Annotated in this window: 17 protein-coding genes; 11 read left to right on the top strand and 6 right to left on the bottom strand. The window is 62.8% G+C overall.

Annotated features, from left to right (window positions below):
- Nucleotides 1-21: 21 nt before the first annotated feature.
- Genes FFS35_RS11875 through FFS35_RS11855 form a run of 5 tightly spaced genes read left to right on the top strand, consistent with a single transcriptional unit; the run spans nucleotide 22 to nucleotide 4,301 of the window.
- Nucleotides 22-1,389, top strand: a complete 1,368-nt coding sequence (locus FFS35_RS11875) for an aromatic ring-hydroxylating dioxygenase subunit alpha (RefSeq protein ID WP_137787308.1) — start codon at nucleotides 22-24, stop codon at nucleotides 1,387-1,389.
- 1 nt (nucleotide 1,390) lies between these two features.
- Nucleotides 1,391-1,897, top strand: a complete 507-nt coding sequence (locus FFS35_RS11870) for a nuclear transport factor 2 family protein (protein ID WP_249341606.1) — start codon at nucleotides 1,391-1,393, stop codon at nucleotides 1,895-1,897.
- Nucleotides 1,894-2,397: a nuclear transport factor 2 family protein gene (locus FFS35_RS11865; RefSeq protein WP_137787306.1), complete on the top strand. Its 504-nt coding sequence runs from the start codon at nucleotides 1,894-1,896 to the stop codon at nucleotides 2,395-2,397. Before FFS35_RS11870 ends, FFS35_RS11865 begins: the two co-directional genes overlap by 4 nt.
- A gap of 3 nt (nucleotides 2,398-2,400) precedes the next feature.
- Nucleotides 2,401-2,934 (top strand): nuclear transport factor 2 family protein, encoded by a 534-nt coding sequence (locus tag FFS35_RS11860; RefSeq protein WP_137787305.1) that lies wholly within the window; start codon nucleotides 2,401-2,403, stop codon nucleotides 2,932-2,934.
- Between the two features lie 26 nt (nucleotides 2,935-2,960).
- Entirely contained in the window at nucleotides 2,961-4,301 is a 1,341-nt protein-coding gene (locus tag FFS35_RS11855) for an aromatic ring-hydroxylating dioxygenase subunit alpha (RefSeq protein ID WP_212742200.1), read from the top strand.
- A 52-nt stretch (nucleotides 4,302-4,353) separates the two neighbouring features.
- Here the strand turns inward: FFS35_RS11855 and FFS35_RS11850 are convergent, their stop codons facing one another.
- Nucleotides 4,354-5,373: an NADP-dependent oxidoreductase gene (locus tag FFS35_RS11850; protein ID WP_137787304.1), complete on the bottom strand. Its 1,020-nt coding sequence runs from the start codon at nucleotides 5,371-5,373 to the stop codon at nucleotides 4,354-4,356.
- An 85-nt stretch (nucleotides 5,374-5,458) separates the two neighbouring features.
- Between FFS35_RS11850 and FFS35_RS11845 the strand changes: the two genes are divergently transcribed.
- The 5 genes from FFS35_RS11845 to FFS35_RS11825 are packed head-to-tail and all read left to right on the top strand — an operon-like array spanning nucleotide 5,459 to nucleotide 9,196.
- On the top strand, nucleotides 5,459-6,844 hold the full coding sequence (locus tag FFS35_RS11845) for an MFS transporter (RefSeq protein WP_137787303.1): 1,386 nt from the start codon (nucleotides 5,459-5,461) through the stop codon (nucleotides 6,842-6,844).
- 13 nt (nucleotides 6,845-6,857) lie between these two features.
- Nucleotides 6,858-7,205 (top strand): putative quinol monooxygenase, encoded by a 348-nt coding sequence (locus tag FFS35_RS11840; protein ID WP_137787302.1) that lies wholly within the window; start codon nucleotides 6,858-6,860, stop codon nucleotides 7,203-7,205.
- The gene (locus FFS35_RS11835) at nucleotides 7,205-7,612 is read left to right on the top strand and encodes a nuclear transport factor 2 family protein (RefSeq protein WP_137787301.1); all 408 of its coding nucleotides are present in this window, start codon (nucleotides 7,205-7,207) and stop codon (nucleotides 7,610-7,612) included. Before FFS35_RS11840 ends, FFS35_RS11835 begins: the two co-directional genes overlap by 1 nt.
- A complete protein-coding gene (locus FFS35_RS11830) occupies nucleotides 7,612-8,388 on the top strand; it encodes an SDR family oxidoreductase (RefSeq protein WP_137787300.1) in 777 nt (258 codons plus the stop codon). Before FFS35_RS11835 ends, FFS35_RS11830 begins: the two co-directional genes overlap by 1 nt.
- 49 nt (nucleotides 8,389-8,437) lie before the next feature.
- Nucleotides 8,438-9,196 (top strand): SDR family oxidoreductase, encoded by a 759-nt coding sequence (locus FFS35_RS11825; RefSeq protein WP_137787299.1) that lies wholly within the window; start codon nucleotides 8,438-8,440, stop codon nucleotides 9,194-9,196.
- Between the two features lie 12 nt (nucleotides 9,197-9,208).
- Here the strand turns inward: FFS35_RS11825 and FFS35_RS11820 are convergent, their stop codons facing one another.
- The 4 genes from FFS35_RS11820 to FFS35_RS11805 form a co-directional block, all read right to left on the bottom strand.
- Nucleotides 9,209-9,418, bottom strand: a complete 210-nt coding sequence (locus tag FFS35_RS11820) for an SDR family oxidoreductase (RefSeq protein ID WP_137787298.1) — start codon at nucleotides 9,416-9,418, stop codon at nucleotides 9,209-9,211.
- A 217-nt stretch (nucleotides 9,419-9,635) separates the two neighbouring features.
- Nucleotides 9,636-10,454: a ThuA domain-containing protein gene (locus tag FFS35_RS11815; protein WP_137787297.1), complete on the bottom strand. Its 819-nt coding sequence runs from the start codon at nucleotides 10,452-10,454 to the stop codon at nucleotides 9,636-9,638.
- Nucleotides 10,455-10,481: 27 nt separating this feature from the next.
- The gene (locus FFS35_RS11810; RefSeq protein ID WP_283214571.1) at nucleotides 10,482-11,024 is read right to left on the bottom strand and encodes a VOC family protein; all 543 of its coding nucleotides are present in this window, start codon (nucleotides 11,022-11,024) and stop codon (nucleotides 10,482-10,484) included.
- An 88-nt stretch (nucleotides 11,025-11,112) separates the two neighbouring features.
- Nucleotides 11,113-13,434 (bottom strand): TonB-dependent receptor, encoded by a 2,322-nt coding sequence (locus FFS35_RS11805; protein ID WP_137787295.1) that lies wholly within the window; start codon nucleotides 13,432-13,434, stop codon nucleotides 11,113-11,115.
- A 291-nt stretch (nucleotides 13,435-13,725) separates the two neighbouring features.
- Between FFS35_RS11805 and FFS35_RS11800 the strand changes: the two genes are divergently transcribed.
- Entirely contained in the window at nucleotides 13,726-14,487 is a 762-nt protein-coding gene (locus tag FFS35_RS11800; RefSeq protein ID WP_137787294.1) for a glucose 1-dehydrogenase, read from the top strand.
- Between the two features lie 174 nt (nucleotides 14,488-14,661).
- On the opposite strand, the gene FFS35_RS11795 is transcribed toward FFS35_RS11800, so the two are convergent.
- On the bottom strand, nucleotides 14,662-16,968 hold the full coding sequence (locus FFS35_RS11795) for a TonB-dependent receptor (protein WP_137787293.1): 2,307 nt from the start codon (nucleotides 16,966-16,968) through the stop codon (nucleotides 14,662-14,664).
- Between the last annotated feature and the right edge of the window lie 206 nt (nucleotides 16,969-17,174).

Genomic DNA, 17,174 nt, shown 5'->3' with positions numbered 1-17,174 from the left:
GCGTGTTATAAAGGATCGCTCATGGCTCTCAATGATCCAGTCGCGCCCGGTGTCGCGCGTTGCCCCGGCCCGGGCGCGCGCGAGATCATCCTGGCGGACGGGTGGCCAGTGCCGGATGCACTGGTCGCGGAGAGCTACGCGTTCCTTGGCGACGGCGACATCGGCTATGATCGTTACATCTCGCCGGCGTTCTTCGCGCGCGAAATGGAGCGCCTGTGGGCGAGGACGTGGCAATGGGCCTGCCGCGAGGAGCATGTGGCCGAGCCGGGCGACTGGATCACCTACGATATCGGGCCATGGTCGCTGCTGATCGTTCGCGGGGATGACCACGTCATTCGCGCCTTTCCCAACGCCTGTCTGCATCGCGGAACGCAGCTGAAACGATCCGAGAGCAGCGGCGCCTCCCCGGAACTGCGATGCCCGTTCCATGGCTGGAGCTGGACGCTGGAGGGCGGGCTGAAGAACGTCCCGTGCCGGTGGGATTTCCCGCATGTTTCGGACGAGAAGTTTGCACTGCCCCAGGTCAGGCTGGAAACTTGGGGCGGGTTTGTCTTCATCAATCTGGATCGTGATGCCGCGCCGCTTGCCGATCAGCTCGGCCCGCTCGCCGAGCATTTCACCGGTCGTTGGGATTTGCGCAACCGCCGCATCTCGCTGCATCTGCAAAAAGAGCTGCCGACCAATTGGAAAGCGGCGCAGGAAGCGTTTCTGGAGGCATATCATGTCTATGAGACGCATGCGCAGGGTCTGGCGACGGCGGGTGACGCCAATGCGGCTTATGACATCTTCAGCGATCATGTGACGCGCTTCGTTCACACGATCGGCACGCCCAGCCCGCATTATACCGAGCCGCAGACCGAGCAGCAGATCCTCGATAAAATGCGGGTCGACGGCGCGGTGGTGCCGGAGGGGCGGACGGCGCGATCAGTCGCCGCCGAAAAGCTGCGCGAGCAGATCGGCGCGGATGCCGGCGTCGATCTGTCCGACTATTCCGATAGCGAGATGCTCGATTCGATCGAATATCACCTGTTCCCGAACATGTGCCTGTTTCCGGGCGTGTCGCTGCCGATGATCTATCGTTTCCGGCCGATCGAGATGGATCCATCGCGCACGATGTTCGATCTGTTGTTCCTGAAGCTGGTGTCCGAAGGGACCCCGCTGGATTATCCGCCCGAACCGATCCCGATTGCGGCGGATCAGTCCTATGCTGATGCGCCGGGTATGAGTCCCGGGCTCGGCGCGGTGTACGATCAGGATACCGATAATCTCGCGATGCAATATCGCGGCTTCCAGGCATCGGCGAAACGCGGCCAGACGCTCGGCAATTACCAGGAGGCGCGCACGCGGCGCTTCCACCAGACCATCGATCAGTATCTGGCGCGTGACTGACATGGACCGGATAGACCGCCTCGAAAGCTGGCATGCGATCTACGACCTGTCGTGTGACTACATGCGCGGGCAGGATCGGCTTGATCCGGCTCTGCACCGCTCGGTTTTCCATGATGATGCGACGACGGATTACGGCGATGGCTCTCGCGGCGGCCCGGATGGCTTCGTTGCGTTTGCGCAGGGCGTGCTGCGGGCGCACGCCGCCAACCATCACATGATCGGGCAGGTGCGGATCGATTTCGAGGGCGCCGATACCGCGTTCGGCGAGGTTTATTTCCAGGCGTTCCACCGGGTTGGCGAGGAAGACCTGTTCGTATCCGGTCGCTATGTCGATCGCTACGAGCGGCGCGCGGGCGCGTGGAAGATCGCGCACCGCAGCGAACTGGTCGATTGGGTCCGCACCGAGCCGGCGGCGGACGGATTGCTGCGCGAGAAGCCTGGCTTTCCGCTCGGCGCGCGCGCGCCGCACGATCTGTCGTGTCGCCGCGAAGAGGTGCGCACGCGATGATCCAGATGTCGCTTCTCGCGGATCGGCTGGCGATCCAGGATGTGCTTTGCCGCTATGCGCGCGGGATAGATCGCTGCGACGAGGCGGTGCTTCGGGCGGTGTGGTGGCCGGGCGCGCAGGCGGATTACGGCAACGGCTTCATGGATGCGGGCGACTGGTCCGGCGGCGTGGTGAAGGCGCTGGGGGCGATGCGGCGGACGCAGCATTTCCTCGGCAACATGCTGATCGAGATCGACGGCGATCGCGCCACGGCGGAAACCTATTGCCGCGCCTATCATGAAGTCGATGGCGCCGAGCGACCGGAGGAGATGGAGGTCGGCGGCCGCTATCTCGATCGGCTGGAAAAGCGCGGCGGCGAATGGCGTATCGCGCACCGCCGCTACGTCCACGACTGGAACCGCAACACGCCATCCACCGCGTCATGGGACGGGCCGCTGTATGGCGGCCTGTCCCGCATCGGCGCGCGTGCCCCCCATGATCCGAGCTACACCGGAGACTGACGAATGACCGCACCCGATCCCCGACTCGCGCGGCTGCTGGACAAGCAGGATTGCGTCGAACTGGTCCACAAGCTCGCGCGCGCGATCGATCGCTGCGACGCTGATCTGGTGCGTGAGGTTTTTCATCCCGACGCCACCGACGATCATGGAGGATTCAAGGGCACGGCGGCCGATTTCGTTCCGTGGGTGATGGAGGTGCTGAAGGGGATGCGACGCACTCAGCACATGATCGGTAACGTTCTCGTCGAGATCGATGGCGATCAGGCGCAGGGTGAGGCATATTTCATTGCCCATCACGTGCTGCCGGGCGACGGCGGCGATCGCTTCATGGTGGCTGCCGGCCGGTATCTCGATCGTTTCGAGCGGCGTCATGGCGTGTGGAAGATCGCGCATCGCCACGCCGTTTATGACTGGAGCACCAGCGCGGGCGCGTCCGATATCTGGGATCGAGCGAATTCGCCCGGCTACGTCTTCGGCGATCGCGGCACGAGCGACGCATCCTATTCGCATTTCGCCCGCACCGCGCGGGCCGCCTGATTATCTGTTTTTAGGAGGAAAAAGCCATGGCCACCGTCATCAACCGGCCCGAAGGCGATATCGCACGGGCGGACATGTCCAAATTCCGCGAGCCGGAATTCAGGAATACCGCGATAACGCCGGATCGCTATTATTCTCGCGAATGGGCCGCCCGCGAATGGGACAAGATCTGGACCAAGACCTGGCAGATCGCTGGCGTCATGGCGCAGCTTCAGAAGCAGGGCGACTGGCTGACCGCCGATTTCGGTCCCGAGACGATCGTCTGCGTGCGGGGCGAGGGCGATACGGTGCGAGCCTTCTATAACGTGTGCCAACATCGTGGGATGCCCGTGGTGGTGGGCCAGCAGGGGCATGCCAAGCGATTGGTGTGCCCATATCACGGCTGGGCCTATGATCTTGCCGGCAAGCTAAAGACGGTGCCCGACGAAGCTGACTTCATTCAGGGCTCGCCGTGCGGCAAGCTGAACATGGTAGAGGTGAAATGCGAAGTCTGGGCCGGCTTTGTCTGGATCAACATGGATAACAACGCGAAACCGTTGCGTGATTTCCTGGGGCCGATCGCCGCGCAGATCGATACCTATCCGATGGACAGGATGGTCCGCACGCACTGGATGACGATCGAGGGCAATTTCAACTGGAAGCTCATCCAGGACAATTTTAACGAGAGCTATCACGTGCCGTTCGTCCATCCGCAGACCAAATTCGTGATGGAATATTCACATCACCACTGCCAGTTCGACCTGTATGAAGAAGGCCATGCGCGGATGTTCATGCCTGGCGCCGGGCCGACCAAGCAGCTTCGCGGCGGCGAGAACGAGACGCTCGGCTATCTGAAACAGGAGCTGGAGTTCTGGGGGCTGGACCCGGATTCATTCCGGGGGGGCAAAACCGGTGAGATCCGCTCCGCGCTGCAAAAAGCCAAGCGCGAGAAGGGAGCGGAGAAGGGCTTCGACTTCTCGACCTATCATGACGATCAGCTTACCGACCACTGGCATTTCACGATCTTCCCGAACCTGTCGTTCAGCCTGAAGCCGGACGGAAACATCTGGCTGCGCGGTCGCCCGCACGAGAGCGATCCCGAGAAATGCTATTTCGATATGTGGTACATGACGCTCTTTCCCGAAGGCACCGAGCGCTATTATTCGCAGAGCATGGCCGAATGGGTCGATGTCTCGGTGCCGGCACCCCACGTTCAGGGCAAGGTCGGCGAGGTCGACATGGGGCCGGGAATCACCCAGGATGTAGAGGTGTGGGAAGTGCAGCAGCGCGGGCTTCACTCGCGCGGCTACAAGCGCGACTATCTTGCCTGGCAGGAGCGGCGCGTGCGCTATTTCCACGAAAATCTGGAAAAGTGGATGAGCGCCTGAATGCATGGCCTCGCCGTGCCGATCGGCGCGGCGAGGCCATCAATGAGAAGGATCAGGGTTCGCCGATCTGGAGGATCATCTTGCCCTCGTTCGTCCCCTCGAACAGGCGCAGGAACGCGGGCAGCGCATTCTCGATGCCGCGATCGATATGCTCGTCGAACCGCAGCTTGCCCTCCCGTATCCAGGCGGCCATCTGCGCGCCACCCTCCTCGAACCGGGCCAGATAATCCGAGACCAGGAAGCCACGGATCGACGCGCGGTGGACGATCAATTGCCACAGCTGGCGCGCGCCGATCTTCTCCGGCGAGTTATACTCGCTGATGAGGCCACACAGCGCGACGGTCGCATGAGTGGAAAGACAGGCCAGAGTCGCATCGAGGATGTCTCCACCGACATTCTCGAATACCAGATCGATGCCATCCGGCGCGGCGGCGCGGATTTCCGTTTCCAGTGTCACGCGATCCTTGCGGCGATAGTCGATGCCGACGTCGTATTTATAATCCCGCGTCAGCCGCGCCACCTTCTCCGGTCCTCCGGTGATCCCGATCGTGCGACAGCCAAGGATCTTGCCGATCTGCCCTACCAGCGAGCCGACCGCACCGGCGGCGCCCGACACCAGCAGAGTTTGCCCCGCTTTAGCGCCCAGCACGTCCACAACGCCGAAATAAGCCGTCATCCCGACCGCGCCGAGCACCGAGAGATAGTTGGAGGGGGACGGCACCGCATCGGGGTCGATCCGCCGCATGAAGCCGCCGGCCTGCGACAGCGAATATTCCTCGATCGCGCCGAGCCCGCTGACCCATGCTCCCTCTGGAAAGTCCGCGTTCTTCGAGGCTGCCACACGCCCCACGGTACTGGCACGTACCGCATCGCCCAGCGGAATCGGCGGCATGTAGGACGGTGCATCGTCAAGCCAGCCGCGCATCGCAGGGTCGAGCGAGGCGTAGATCGTGCGGACTACGAACTCACCGTCACCCGGAACCGGGACGGGCGCTTCCGCCAAACGGAAGTCCGCAGGGCCGGGCACGCCGTTCGGCCGGCGTTCGAGCAGGAAGCGGCGGTTGGTCGGCATCATCTTCTCCTTGTGTTGCGCAGCTAAATATATAACGCTGTGCATGTTATCGCGCATCAAGCGCGGACGATAGCGGGAGAGGGTGATGGAGGCGAGTGACGCCAGACACCACCGGCGGGTAATCGCGTTGATGGCGCTGACGAAGCTGATCCTGACGGCGGATTTCGCCATCGTGAGCCTGGCGCTACCGTCGATCGGGCGCGATCTAGGTGTCTCGCCCGCCACGTTGGGCTGGGTCGTTACCGCGAACACGCTGGCGCTGGCCGGGACGCTGATCGTCGGCGGCAAGCTGGTCGACCGCTACGGCCATCGCCGCGCGCTCACCGTCGGCCTGGCGCTGTTCGGGCTGGCGTCGCTGGCGGCGGGGCTCGCGCCTCATTTCGAACTCGTCCTGGCCGCCCGCGTTGCGCAGGGGCTCGCAGTGGCGCTGCTCTCCCCCGGCGCGTTCGCGCTCATCACCGCCTTCCTGCCGGACGGGCCGATCCGTCATCGCGCGCTTGGCATATTCGGGATCACCCAAGGATTGTCGCTGATCGTCGGGCTGCTCGTTGGTGGCTGGATCGTTTCGACATTCGGATGGCGCGGCGCGTTCTTCGTGAACGTGCCGCTCGTCGGCATCGCATTGTCCATGACGCTGGCCTGGCTGCCGCGGGTCGCGACGACACGCGGCGAAGCGATCGACGGCGCGGGAGCGATCACCGCGACCGTCGCGATGACGCTGCTGGTCGGCGGTATCGCGCTGCTCGGGCGAATCGGGGTGGCGCCCACGACACTCGCGATGCTGGCCGGTGCGGGCGTGACGGTCGCGATGTTCGTCGCGATCGAGCGGCGTGTCGCTGCGCCGCTGGTGCCCGCGACCCTGGTGCGGCGACCGATGTTCGCGCTGTCGGCATTCACGCTCACGTTGTTCATGGCGGCTGTCGGCGGTCTTCTCGTCTTGTCACAGCTTTACATGCAGCGCGTACTGGGCTTCGCGCCGGCGTTGGCCGGTCTGGCAGCGATGCCCTACGCCCTCGCCGTGATCGCGGCGGGCCAACTCGCGCCGACCCTGCTTGCGCGTGTTACCGCGCGAAGGGCGGTGCTGGGGGCCGGACTGCTAAACCTTGCCGGATTGACGTGGCTCGCGATGTCCATGGGGCAGCCATATGCGACCAGCATCGCGCCCGGCATGGTCATCTGCGCGCTTGGCAGCGTCACAACCTTCATCGTGATGATGCAGGCCGCGACCGCGCCGCTCGCCCCGGGCGAACAGGGCGTGGGCACCGCATTGCTCTTCACCGCCCAGCAGGTCGGCACCGGTCTTGGCGCCACGGTGACCATGGTGCTGCTTGACCCGGGCACGAAGGTGCTGGCGGCCGACGATTTCACCATCCCCTTCCTGGCGCTGGCGGGCGGCATCGTCGTCGCGCTGGCCGCGGTGATATTCACCCGTCCGGCGATGGTGCGCGACGGACAACTTAAACAGACCTGACGAGGAGGAATACGTGCCGATCATCATCAATGCGGTTATCGATCTGGAGCCTGACGGCGCACAGCAGGCGCTGCTCGACGCACAGCCGCTGATCGAGGCATCGCGAGCGGAAGCGGGCTGCGTAGCCTATGACTGGTCGCTTGATCCTGCCAAGCCGGGGCGCGTTAACGTTTACGAGGAATGGGAAAGCGAGGATGCGCTCGCCAGCCACTTCCGCGATCCGAGTTATGCTGCGATGCGCGATCACGTCGGCAAATCCGGTCTGATCCAGGCGCGTTCGCAGAAATATCGCTGCGATGCGGTTGAGCAGGTCTATGACGCCACCGGCACGCCGCAGGCGTATTTCGCGAAGGTCATCTGATGCGCGGATTTACAGGCAGCGTGGCCGATCGCCTCGCCATTCGCGAGCGCATCGAATCGTATAACGATGCGGTATTCCGGCGCGATCTTGAGGATTATGCCGAATGCTGGGCCGCCGACGCGCACTGGCAGGTTGGCGAGCATCGCGCCGAAGGCCGACAGGCAATATCCGATCTGTGGGTGAAACTGATGGCCGGCTTCGAGTGCGCGGGTATGTATGTGGCGCACGGGGCGGTGTCGATCGACGGCGATAAGGCCACCGCCCGCAGTTACATGCTGGAGATGCTCAAGCAGACGGATGGAACCGAGCGGCTTGTATCCGGGCGTTACGACGATGATCTGCGCCGCGATGCCGATGGCGAATGGCGTTTCACATCGCGCGGCTACACCGTGCTTCAGGTACGCTGATGGAACGCTATCGCGGCAAAGTCGCGTTCGTTACCGGTGGCACGAGTGGCATCGGCGAGGCCACCGTGGCGCGCCTTCGGCGAGAAGGCGCACAGGTGGTTTTTACCGGGCGCAACGAGAATGCGGGCGCGCGGGTGTCGGATGAAACCGGCGCGATCTTCGTTCGCCACGCGGTGGAGGACACTGCTGGATGGGCCGGGGTGGAGCAGGCGCTTCGCGCGCTCGGCCGGCTCGATCTCGCCTTCGCCAATGCTGGCGTGGAGGGCGGGGATACCAATGTCGAGGATATCTCGCTTGCGGCCTGGAACGACATCATCGCGATCAACCTGACCGGCCCGATGCTCACCGCGCAGGCCGCGATCCGCATCATGCGCGACAATCCCGAGGGGCCAGGCGGTTCGATCGTCCTCAACAGCTCGATCAGCGGGATGCTGGGGCTGGCGGGCAATGTCGGATATACTACTTCCAAGGGTGGCGTCCGTCTGCTTGCCAAGTCGATTGCGATGCATTGCGCGGCGCACGGCTATCGCATCCGTTGCAACGCGATCCTTCCCGGCGTCGTCGCCACGGCGTTGATTGAAGGGGCCATTACCGGCGCGCCCGATCCGATTGCGGCGCGCACAATGCTCGAAGGCGTATCGCCGATGAAGCGGATGGCCACACTGGAGGAGATCGCCGGGCTGGTCGCGTATCTGGGATCGGACGATGCGGCGTTCGTGACCGGCGCCGATTATGTGATCGACGGCGGGGCGACCGCCGGGATGGTGGGCGTGTGAGGCCGCCTGCGTCTGATGATGATCCACACGACCGACTAAGGAGAGAAACATGGACCTGAAACTCAAGGGCCTGAAAGTGGTGCTGACCGGCGGCAGCCGCGGGACCGGGCGTGCGACGCTGGAATTGCTCGCGGCGGAAGGCTGCGACGTCGGCTTCTTCTCCCGCAACCGGGAACAGATCGACGATGCGGCAAAAGCCTATGCGCGGCATGGCGGCAAGGTGGTGGCGAGGCAGGGCGATCTTGCCGATCTCGATCGCTATCCCGCGTTGCTGGCCGAGATCGCTGACGAACTTGGCGGATGCGATATCTTCATCCCATCCGCCAGCGCGTCCGGCTCGAAGCTCGCGCAGGATTGGGACGCTTGCTACAAGATGGACGTGCTCGGAACCGTGCGCGGGTGCGAGGCGATGCTGCCCTATCTCGAAGAATCGAAAGCGGCGTCGATCGTAATCCTCGCCAGTATCGCGGCGACGGAAACCTTCTTCGCGCCGAACGCCTTCAACGCCATCAAGGCCGCGTTGCTCACCTATTCGGGTCAGCTTAGCCAGGCGTGGGGCCCGAAGGGAATTCGTGTCAACGCGGTATCGCCCGGGCCGGTTTGGTTCGAGGGAGGCAATTGGGACGACATCCGGAAAGGCGCGCCGGACATGTACAAGTCGTTCGAGGAGGCGACAGCCGTAAAGCGGCTTGGCGAGACTGCCGATGTGGCGAACGCGATCGCCTTTCTCGCCAGCCCGGCGGCGGCGTGGATCACGGGCACCAACCTGATCGTCGATGGTGGCTATACCAAGCGCGTCCAGTTCTGACGCCCGTTTGGGCTACGGTGCGGCCATTGCCGCACCGTCCGCCATTATCCCGCCGCCGGTGATGAAGCGCGCAGCGTCGCTCATCAGGGAGGCGATGACGTCGGCGATATCCTTCGGCCTGCGCAGCCGCCCGAGCGCGGCTTTCTGCCCCCGGAATGCGGCATCGGCTGGGTTGGCGGTGAAGGCGGCCCCGATATTCTCCGGGCCCCGATCCCCGCGCATAGCGCCATCCCGTCTAACGGACCCATCGCCTCGATCGCGCCGTTAATGATCCGCTCCGCTGCATCGGCCTCGGTGACGTTCAGTGAGATAACTACCGCACCGTGCCCGATCCACGCCGAATACCTTGGCACCGTCCGTCTCAAGCCGCGCAATCGTCGTCGCAGAATTTCCGAACCTGCGCCTTTGACAAGTATATGGCGCCCGGCCAGCCGCATGCTCACTTTGCCCACTCCCGGGCGGCTGGCGATGAGACCCAGCGAACCGCATTCTCGACGAGCTTTCGATATACCGGATTGTCGTACGTCACTTTATCGTCGCCAGGTTGAAGATAGACTAGCGGGCTGTTACGCGCGCGCTTCGCCCAGCCGATCAGGTTTGAGCCGTCGGGATGTTCCCATCCTTCATTCGAGAACATGCGGCCCTCGATCGCGGCGGTCGCGGAGTAGAAATTGTCGCGAGCAAAGGCGTGTCGGGCGCGCAACAACGGCACCACATCGTCCTCGAACACCTCGCCCAGATATAGTTCGTCGACCATGGGGAAGGTCGCCGGAATGTCGGCAAGGACAGGGTGATCCGGCGTGACGACCTCAGCGGTATAATCGACTTGATGTCGATAGCCGGAATCTGCTCGCTGCTGACCACGCAAGATGCCCGACCGATACAGGAATGTGCCACCGAGCAATTCGCCGTATTCTGGCCAGCCCGGCCAGCCGGCAAGCGCGTGGTGAAGCGCGAGTACCCCTATGCCGCGGTCGAGCATCGCGGTGAAATTCTCTACGAATCCCGGGGGAGGGGAAACAGGCGCCGCGCGCGGCTCGGCGACGAAGTCGAGGCCGGGCATGTCATACAGCACTAGCGCGTCGAACGCCTCGATCAGATCGGGCCGCATCATATGCGCGGCCGCTGGTTGGTCGACGAATGTCGCGGCGATCCCGGGCATATCATCGAAAAGCGCTGCGAAGGCGTTCCGATCGAACGGGTGACCGCGAACCGCGACTAACAGGCGGATAGCTGCGTGATAATCGATCGTGGTCATTTCTGGTCCCGGTTCCGCCCGTCGCGATCAATCATATCGACTCCAAGGAACGATCAGGTCCTGCCCGTCCCAGTTCTGTGCTGCATTTCGCGCGGTGCGATACATTGCGCGGATGATTTCATTTTCCGGGTATAGCTCGATCATGTGACCATGCGTCGCACGCGCGGCGACATAGCAGATCTGCTCGCCGAAGCCCGTTATAAACTCACTGGCGATCGAATATCCGGCGGCGATCCACTTATCACGCGCAGCGCCGTAATCGGAGCAAAATACCGCGCTGTGATGAAAGCCTTCGGCGCCTTCTGCGAACATGTCGTTGAACGCGTCGGGCCCGCGGGAGAGGATTTGGATCAGTTCGAGGTTCAGATCACCCGACTGGGCGAACACCCCTCTGATAATGATCGGAGTAGTCCTTATTCCGCGGTAGATGTGATTATCGAGCGTGTTCTCTCCGCCGCCGACGAAGGGGCCTATTCCGTATAGCCCATGCATTCGAGCGCATGCCGCCTTCAGGTCGTGGACGACATAGCAATTCTGAACTATCGCGGCTTCGTCTGGGGCTTTCGTCATAGTCTGTCTCGTGTCGAACGACCGGCAGACGGCCGGCGCGCCCCCTTTTCCGCGCCGTCTGTCCACCGATCGCTCCCCGGTCAGCTCATTAGAAGCTGAAGCCGAGTTCGATACCATATGTCCGCGGTTCGCGGGCGTTGGGCGACTTGAACAGGCCCGGAACGATCGTGTTGGCCGCGATCCCGCGCTTGTCCAGTATGTTGCGCATATAGAGGTTAATCCGCGGCTTGAAGTTGCCGGTGCCAAGATCGGGCTCAAGCGCAACGCTCATGTCCCACTGATCCAGCGGTCGCGTTCGGCTGGCGACGACGTTGAGTGTCGGCGCAGCCGGGTTAGGGTTGGAGGGATCAGGCGTGATTGCGGTGAAATAGGTCGAGATATGGCGGTAGTTGGTGGATAGAGTGATGTCGCCGATCGCTGTCGGGGCGGTGTATGATCCGCCAACCGATCCGGTGAAGCTCGGGTTGAACGTAAGGCTGAGGCCCGAGAAGTCGATCGGGGTCAACGTCAACGGGTTGAGCGTCAGAAAGTCATTGTAGTTCGACTTCAGGAAACCGACGGAGCCGTTCAGCGACAGGCCCCGGACAGGGCGTGCCGTGAAGTCCGCCTCGATCCCCTTGATCGATGCAGAGGCGACGTTCGCCACCACAGTTTCGCTCGCGTTCGGCGATCCCGGTGGCGTGCGGCGGATGATCGATTCCTGCTTATTGTCATATTTGGTCTTGAACGCCGCGATGTTGAACGAGAGCTTGCGGTCGAAGAACTGCGTCTTGATGCCGCCTTCGTAGCTGTCCACCGTCTCCGGATCGTAGGATTGCTGCGACGTGGCGACTGAAGTGGCTCGCCCGTTGAATCCGCCCGCGCGATAACCGCGCGAATAGGAGGCATAGAACATCACCTGTTCATTGGGGCGATAGTCGACTGAAATCTTTGGTGTGAACTTGCTCCAGTCCTTGCTCGCCGAAACGTCGAACGCGCCGGGGAAACGGTTGCGGAACGTTTTGGAGTCTTTCGTGTATCGACCGCCGACAGTCACGCGGAAGTGATCGGCAAAGGCCCAGTTGGCGTCAAGATACGCCGCATATGATTTCGAGTTTTGTTCTGCGAACTGATTGGCTGTGGTGCCGCCTAAGATCGGGCCGAGGAAGGTGGTCTGGTGATTGGTATAGCGATTATCGAAATAATAAAGGCCGGACACGAAATCGAACGTTTCGCTAACTTTTGCGGAAACGCGCAACTCTTGCGAGAACTGCCGATAAAATTGGTCACGTATCGTTTCATATAGCTGCGCCGACGTGCCGTCGAAATCCTGGTAGAAGGATTCGTTGCTCTTGCGCCAGCCGGTGATCGACGTGAGCTTCACATCGTCGCTGACGTTCCAATTCATCTCCAGCGTAGCTGCCGGAGATGAATAGCGCGTCGGATTATCGAACTCGGTGAAGGTGGTATATAGATCAGTAGTTAGGTTGCGATTGCACTGATTGGCGGGCGCGACGAGGCAGACGAGATCGCCGGTCGTGCTACCGGAAGAATTGACGGTGTGCCCGCGTTGGGTCTGTTTCTCGACTGTAAGCAACGCTTCGAAATTCGGTGCTGGCGTGAAAAGGAAAGCGGCGCCGAAATTGTCCGAAGTTATGCCCGGTTCGCTGCGCTTGAAGGTTACGTTGTAGTAATAGCCGTCGCTGTGGGTGTGCTGCTCGAACAGCTTCACCGCCAGCACATCCTTGATGATCGGCACGTTCAGCACGCCCTTCGCCTGGAACAGCCCGTAATTGCCGAACGTGACTTCACCCTTGCCGCCGAACTCGCCCGTCGGGCGCGTGCGACGGATGTTGATGACGCCGCCGATCGTGTTGCGGCCGAAGAGCGTGCCTTGCGGTCCGCGCAGAACTTCAAGGCTGCCGATATCGAAGAAATCGAGCAACTGCCCTGTGTTCGTGCCGATGAAGACGCCATCGACCAGCACGCCGACGGCGGGGTCAAACGACTTTTCGATATCGGCGAAGACGACACCGCGGATCGCGATCGCGGCGGCCGAGGCGCCCGCCCCGACCTGCTGGATCACGAGATTGGGGATCGAGCCGCTGACATCCTGGATCGTCAGCGCGTTGGTATTTTCCAGCTGCGTCGGCGAGATCGCGCTGACGGAGAGGGGGGTCGTCGCCAGCGTTTCGGAGCGCTGACGCGCGGTGACGATGACGTCGCCCGGCTCATTCGCCGCCGCCAAAGGTTGCGCGGCGGCAACGCTATCGGCCGGGGGAGGCGCCGCCGTCTGTGCCAAGGCGGCGGGCGTCAGCGCCAGCACTAGCGGCGCCGCCGCGCAGAGGAGTAATCCGCGTGCCGCGCGGCCGGAAATGTCATTGGATTTCGACAGGCAAAAGCCCGCCTGCCCCATACGCAGTATGGCCATGTTCCCCTCCCTAAAAGCAGATCTTTCAGTCTGATTGCGCGGGGGTTAACGTTTTTATCGCACGCATGTCAATTTCTATTTGGGATCGTGCGATCACGTCGATCGGGGCATTGCGAAAAACACCTCATTGCGTCGCGAGCCCGGAGATTTATGATGTTCGTGATATAATCATGTTGCTCGGCATTCCACGCGGCTGAGCAGGATCAGAAAGGGCGGGGTGCGGCGACGGTGGCGTTTTCGTGTTCGAAACATCGACCACCGCATCTGGGCTTATCGGAGGGGAGATTGACGATGACGGGACGGGTCGAGGGCAAAGTGGCGCTGGTAACCGGCGCCGGTTCGGTCGGGGGGATCGGCCAGGCCATCGCCCGGCGTCTGTCGCAGGAAGGGGCGATCGTCTATCTCGGCGACGTGGACGAGGTGGGCGCGCGGGCGCGGGCGGCCGAAATCGGCGAGAACGCGGTCGGACTTGCGCATGATGCCACCTCCGAAACCGGGTGGGCCGATGCGGTGCGCCGCATTGTCGATGATCGCGGGCGGCTGGACATTCTGGTCAACAACGCGGGCGTGGCGATCCTTTATCCGATCGAGGAAATGTCGCTGGAGCGCTTTTCCAGACAGATGGAGGTCAACATGACGAGCGCCTTCCTGGGCATGCGCGAGGCGGTCGCCGCAATGCGAGAGGCCGGGAACGGCGGGTCGATCGTCAACATCTCGTCGGTCGGCGGGATCGTCGGTCTCGCGCGGACGCATGCTTATGGCGCGAGCAAGGCTGGGGTGCGCCTGTTCGGCAAGGCGCTGGCAATGGAGACGGCCAGGGACGGCATCCGCGTCAACAGCGTCCATCCCGGCATGATCGAAACCGCGATGACGGCGCCTCTCGCCGCGCCCGATCCCGAAGAGCAGCGCCAGCGGGTAGCGACGATGGTGCCGATGGCACGGATGGGCAAGCCGGAAGAGATCGCAAACTGCGTGCTTTTTCTCGCGTCGGACGAGGCTAGTTATGTGACCGGCGCCGAGTTCGTCGTCGATGGCGGGATGACGGCGCAGTGAGGTTAGCGCGCGGGCGGCCCGGCACTAACGATGGCCCGGAGGCGCTTGCTCGAACACGGATGACCCGACGAATTCTGTCCGCAGGCGCGATTCCGCTGTCCGCTGCGGCAGCGAGCCCTCGATCGGTCGTCGCTTACGAGACAGGGCCGGGCGCGCCACCCGGCCCTTGAGCAATCAGAACGCGTAGCCGACGGTTACCCGATATGACCGGCCGAAAATGGGGCGCACATCGGGGATGGCGGCACCCGGCCCGGCCAGGAAGCGCGGATTTCCTTCGGTCAGGCCGTGTGAGTTGGTGAGATTGTCGCCGGCGATCTGAAGCGTGAAGCCATCGACCCGCGCCTTCAGGCCGGCGCTCAGCGTCTGATAGGCGGGCAGCGCCTGCAGGTTCAGGAGGTCGCTGTAGCGCTTACCGATCGCCTCGAACGTGCCGTAGAGGGTGATATCCGACGTGTCGGAAGCGGTAAGCGTGTAAGTCGGCGTGACGCGCACCTGATACGAGGGGATACGCTGCGCACGCTTGCCATCGAACGCCGGGATCGCCGGTGTGTGCGTGCTCGCATCCTCCAGCACCGCATTGCCGACCACGCCGAAGCCGCTGGCATGTTGCCAGGAGGCATCGAATTCCACGCCCTTGGTTCGGGAACCGGCGATCTGCGGCGGCACGCCGACATCGTTATATACCGCGCCTTCCACCTCGTCGTAGAAGCCGGTCAGCGCGAGCGAAAGGCCGCGATCGCGATACTTCACGCCGCCTTCGTACGACCGAACGCTCCAGTTCAGGTCGAGCCGTGGGCCAGTGTTGCCAAGCTGCGAACGAACGTCGTCGAACGAGGGGGAGTGATAACCCTGGGAAACGCGCGCATAGACATCCAGCGTGCTGGTCGCGCGATAGTTGAGGCCCACCGTCCACGGGGTAGCCTGCCGCTCGATGCGGGCATAATCGGGAAGGCCGTTGCCCTGGATGTTGAACTTGATGTTCGTCCACTGATGCCTCACGCCGGCATCGATGCGCAGCGCGTCGGTGATGTTGAGTGAGTCGGACAGGTAGATCGCGTTGACGTCTGCCCGCCCGTAATCCGCGATCGCAAAGCTGCTGAGCGGGCCGTTATCCAGATCGACGAGATCGCGAGAGCCGCCGACCTGCATCCAGCGGTTCGCGCCCAGGCTCCACGCGTCGGTGGAGGAGAAGTGTGAGAAGTAATATCCCAGATTGAGCGTGTTGGCGCCGCTCTTGAAGGTCACCACCGCCTCGTTCGAGATGTTGCGGAGCTTCTTTTCCACCACCCAGGCGCCGAACTGCTGCACATAGTCGGTCGGGGCGAGGGTTTGACCGGTGTTGATGGTGTGCACCGCCGTCTGGCCCGGATTGCCCGAGGAGGCGAGCGCCGTCGCCACCGTCACCGCACCGGCACCGGCGGGCACGAGGCCCATCGTCTGCAGCGTGCCACTGGAGAATCCGAAGCGGTCGGCAAAGGAGAGGCCGCCGCCGAAATCGTAATTCAGGTTGACCCCGGAGACGACGCCCTTCCAGCCGCGCCCGCCGTTCAAATCCACATTCTGGGTGGCGCCGCTGCCGGCGCTGCCCGGAACGATGATCGTCGCATAGCGCGAATACTGGCTGAGCTGGTTGTACGTGCCCAGGTCGACGCCCGGAACGCCCGCGGCGAACGGCAGGAACCATTCGCCATGATCGTCGGTGTAGCGGGCGAACACGTTGATGCTGCCTCGGTCGAACTTGTGGGTGACGTTGGCGGTGATCTGCCCGCCCTTCTCGGTGTCGAAGCCTGCGCGCCGCACCGTGTCGCCACGAGAGAGGTAACCACCGACCATATAATATGTGTCAGTCGCGATCTTGCCGCTCAGATAGCCGTCGACCCGATAGGCGCTGTAATCGGTGACGGAAGCGCTGAGGCTGCCGTGCATCTGCTCGCCTCCCTCACGCAGCCGCAGGTTGGTGGTGAGGCCTGGCTGACCGTCCGAGAACAATGATCCCGGACCGCCGTTCACGCCTTCGATTCCCTCGATCGTGTCGTCGATGCGAACCATGCCGGTCTGGTCCATGAACGACAGGCTGCTGGCGCCGTACACCGGAATGCCGTTGAACTGCATCGTGACGAACGGCGCGTCGCCGGTGCTGGGGATGCCGCGCACGAAGACGTTCGAGGTGCCGACGCCGCCCGAGCTTTCGACCCAGACGCCCGGGATCGATTTCAGCACATCGCCTGCGCTTTTCGGCGCCTGCAGCTTGATGTCGTCGGCGGATATGGTGGTGATCGAATAGCCCGCCTCGAGCTTGTTGATCCCGCTGCCAGCCGGGCGGCCGGTGACGACGATGTCGTCCATAGCGGCAGAATTTCCGGCGTCCTGCGCCGCGACCGGGGCCGTCGTCGCGTCCTGTGCCGATGCTCCGTTGGCAAGGACCATCGCGACGGCGAAGCCCGAAACGGCGATGAATTTACGATGGCGCGACGACGTCATATTCCTCTCCTGCGGCGGACGCATCCTTTTCGACACGCGTCCTGGCACAGGATCTACGCCTCACTGAATTGCATTTCAATAAAATGTTGCAACTCCATTACCTGAAGATAAGCATTATATAACAAATAGTTATATATTTTACATCGGCGAGATGCGTTGCTCCGATGCAACACTGCGGATGAAACCAATGCGGCGGCCCCTCGTCA

This window comes from Sphingomonas sp. 3P27F8, from assembly GCF_005502745.1.
In the GTDB taxonomy this organism is placed as follows: domain Bacteria; phylum Pseudomonadota; class Alphaproteobacteria; order Sphingomonadales; family Sphingomonadaceae; genus Sphingomonas.
This window is presented reverse-complemented; position numbering and strand designations above follow the sequence as displayed.

Bases quoted from the DNA above. Each gene is read 5' to 3' on its own strand.
- FFS35_RS11875 (WP_137787308.1), top strand. From the start codon at position 22: ATGGCTCTCAATGATCCAGTCGCGCCCGGTGTCGCGCGTTGCCCCGGC.
- FFS35_RS11870 (WP_249341606.1), top strand. From the start codon at position 1,391: ATGGACCGGATAGACCGCCTCGAAAGCTGGCATGCGATCTACGACCTG.
- FFS35_RS11865 (WP_137787306.1), top strand. From the start codon at position 1,894: ATGATCCAGATGTCGCTTCTCGCGGATCGGCTGGCGATCCAGGATGTG.
- FFS35_RS11860 (WP_137787305.1), top strand. From the start codon at position 2,401: ATGACCGCACCCGATCCCCGACTCGCGCGGCTGCTGGACAAGCAGGAT.
- FFS35_RS11855 (WP_212742200.1), top strand. From the start codon at position 2,961: ATGGCCACCGTCATCAACCGGCCCGAAGGCGATATCGCACGGGCGGAC.
- FFS35_RS11850 (WP_137787304.1), bottom strand. From the start codon at position 5,373: ATGCCGACCAACCGCCGCTTCCTGCTCGAACGCCGGCCGAACGGCGTG.
- FFS35_RS11845 (WP_137787303.1), top strand. From the start codon at position 5,459: ATGGAGGCGAGTGACGCCAGACACCACCGGCGGGTAATCGCGTTGATG.
- FFS35_RS11835 (WP_137787301.1), top strand. From the start codon at position 7,205: ATGCGCGGATTTACAGGCAGCGTGGCCGATCGCCTCGCCATTCGCGAG.
- FFS35_RS11830 (WP_137787300.1), top strand. From the start codon at position 7,612: ATGGAACGCTATCGCGGCAAAGTCGCGTTCGTTACCGGTGGCACGAGT.
- FFS35_RS11825 (WP_137787299.1), top strand. From the start codon at position 8,438: ATGGACCTGAAACTCAAGGGCCTGAAAGTGGTGCTGACCGGCGGCAGC.
- FFS35_RS11820 (WP_137787298.1), bottom strand. From the start codon at position 9,418: ATGCGCGGGGATCGGGGCCCGGAGAATATCGGGGCCGCCTTCACCGCC.
- FFS35_RS11815 (WP_137787297.1), bottom strand. From the start codon at position 10,454: ATGACCACGATCGATTATCACGCAGCTATCCGCCTGTTAGTCGCGGTT.
- FFS35_RS11810 (WP_283214571.1), bottom strand. From the start codon at position 11,024: ATGACGAAAGCCCCAGACGAAGCCGCGATAGTTCAGAATTGCTATGTC.
- FFS35_RS11805 (WP_137787295.1), bottom strand. From the start codon at position 13,434: ATGGCCATACTGCGTATGGGGCAGGCGGGCTTTTGCCTGTCGAAATCC.
- FFS35_RS11800 (WP_137787294.1), top strand. From the start codon at position 13,726: ATGACGGGACGGGTCGAGGGCAAAGTGGCGCTGGTAACCGGCGCCGGT.
- FFS35_RS11795 (WP_137787293.1), bottom strand. From the start codon at position 16,968: ATGACGTCGTCGCGCCATCGTAAATTCATCGCCGTTTCGGGCTTCGCC.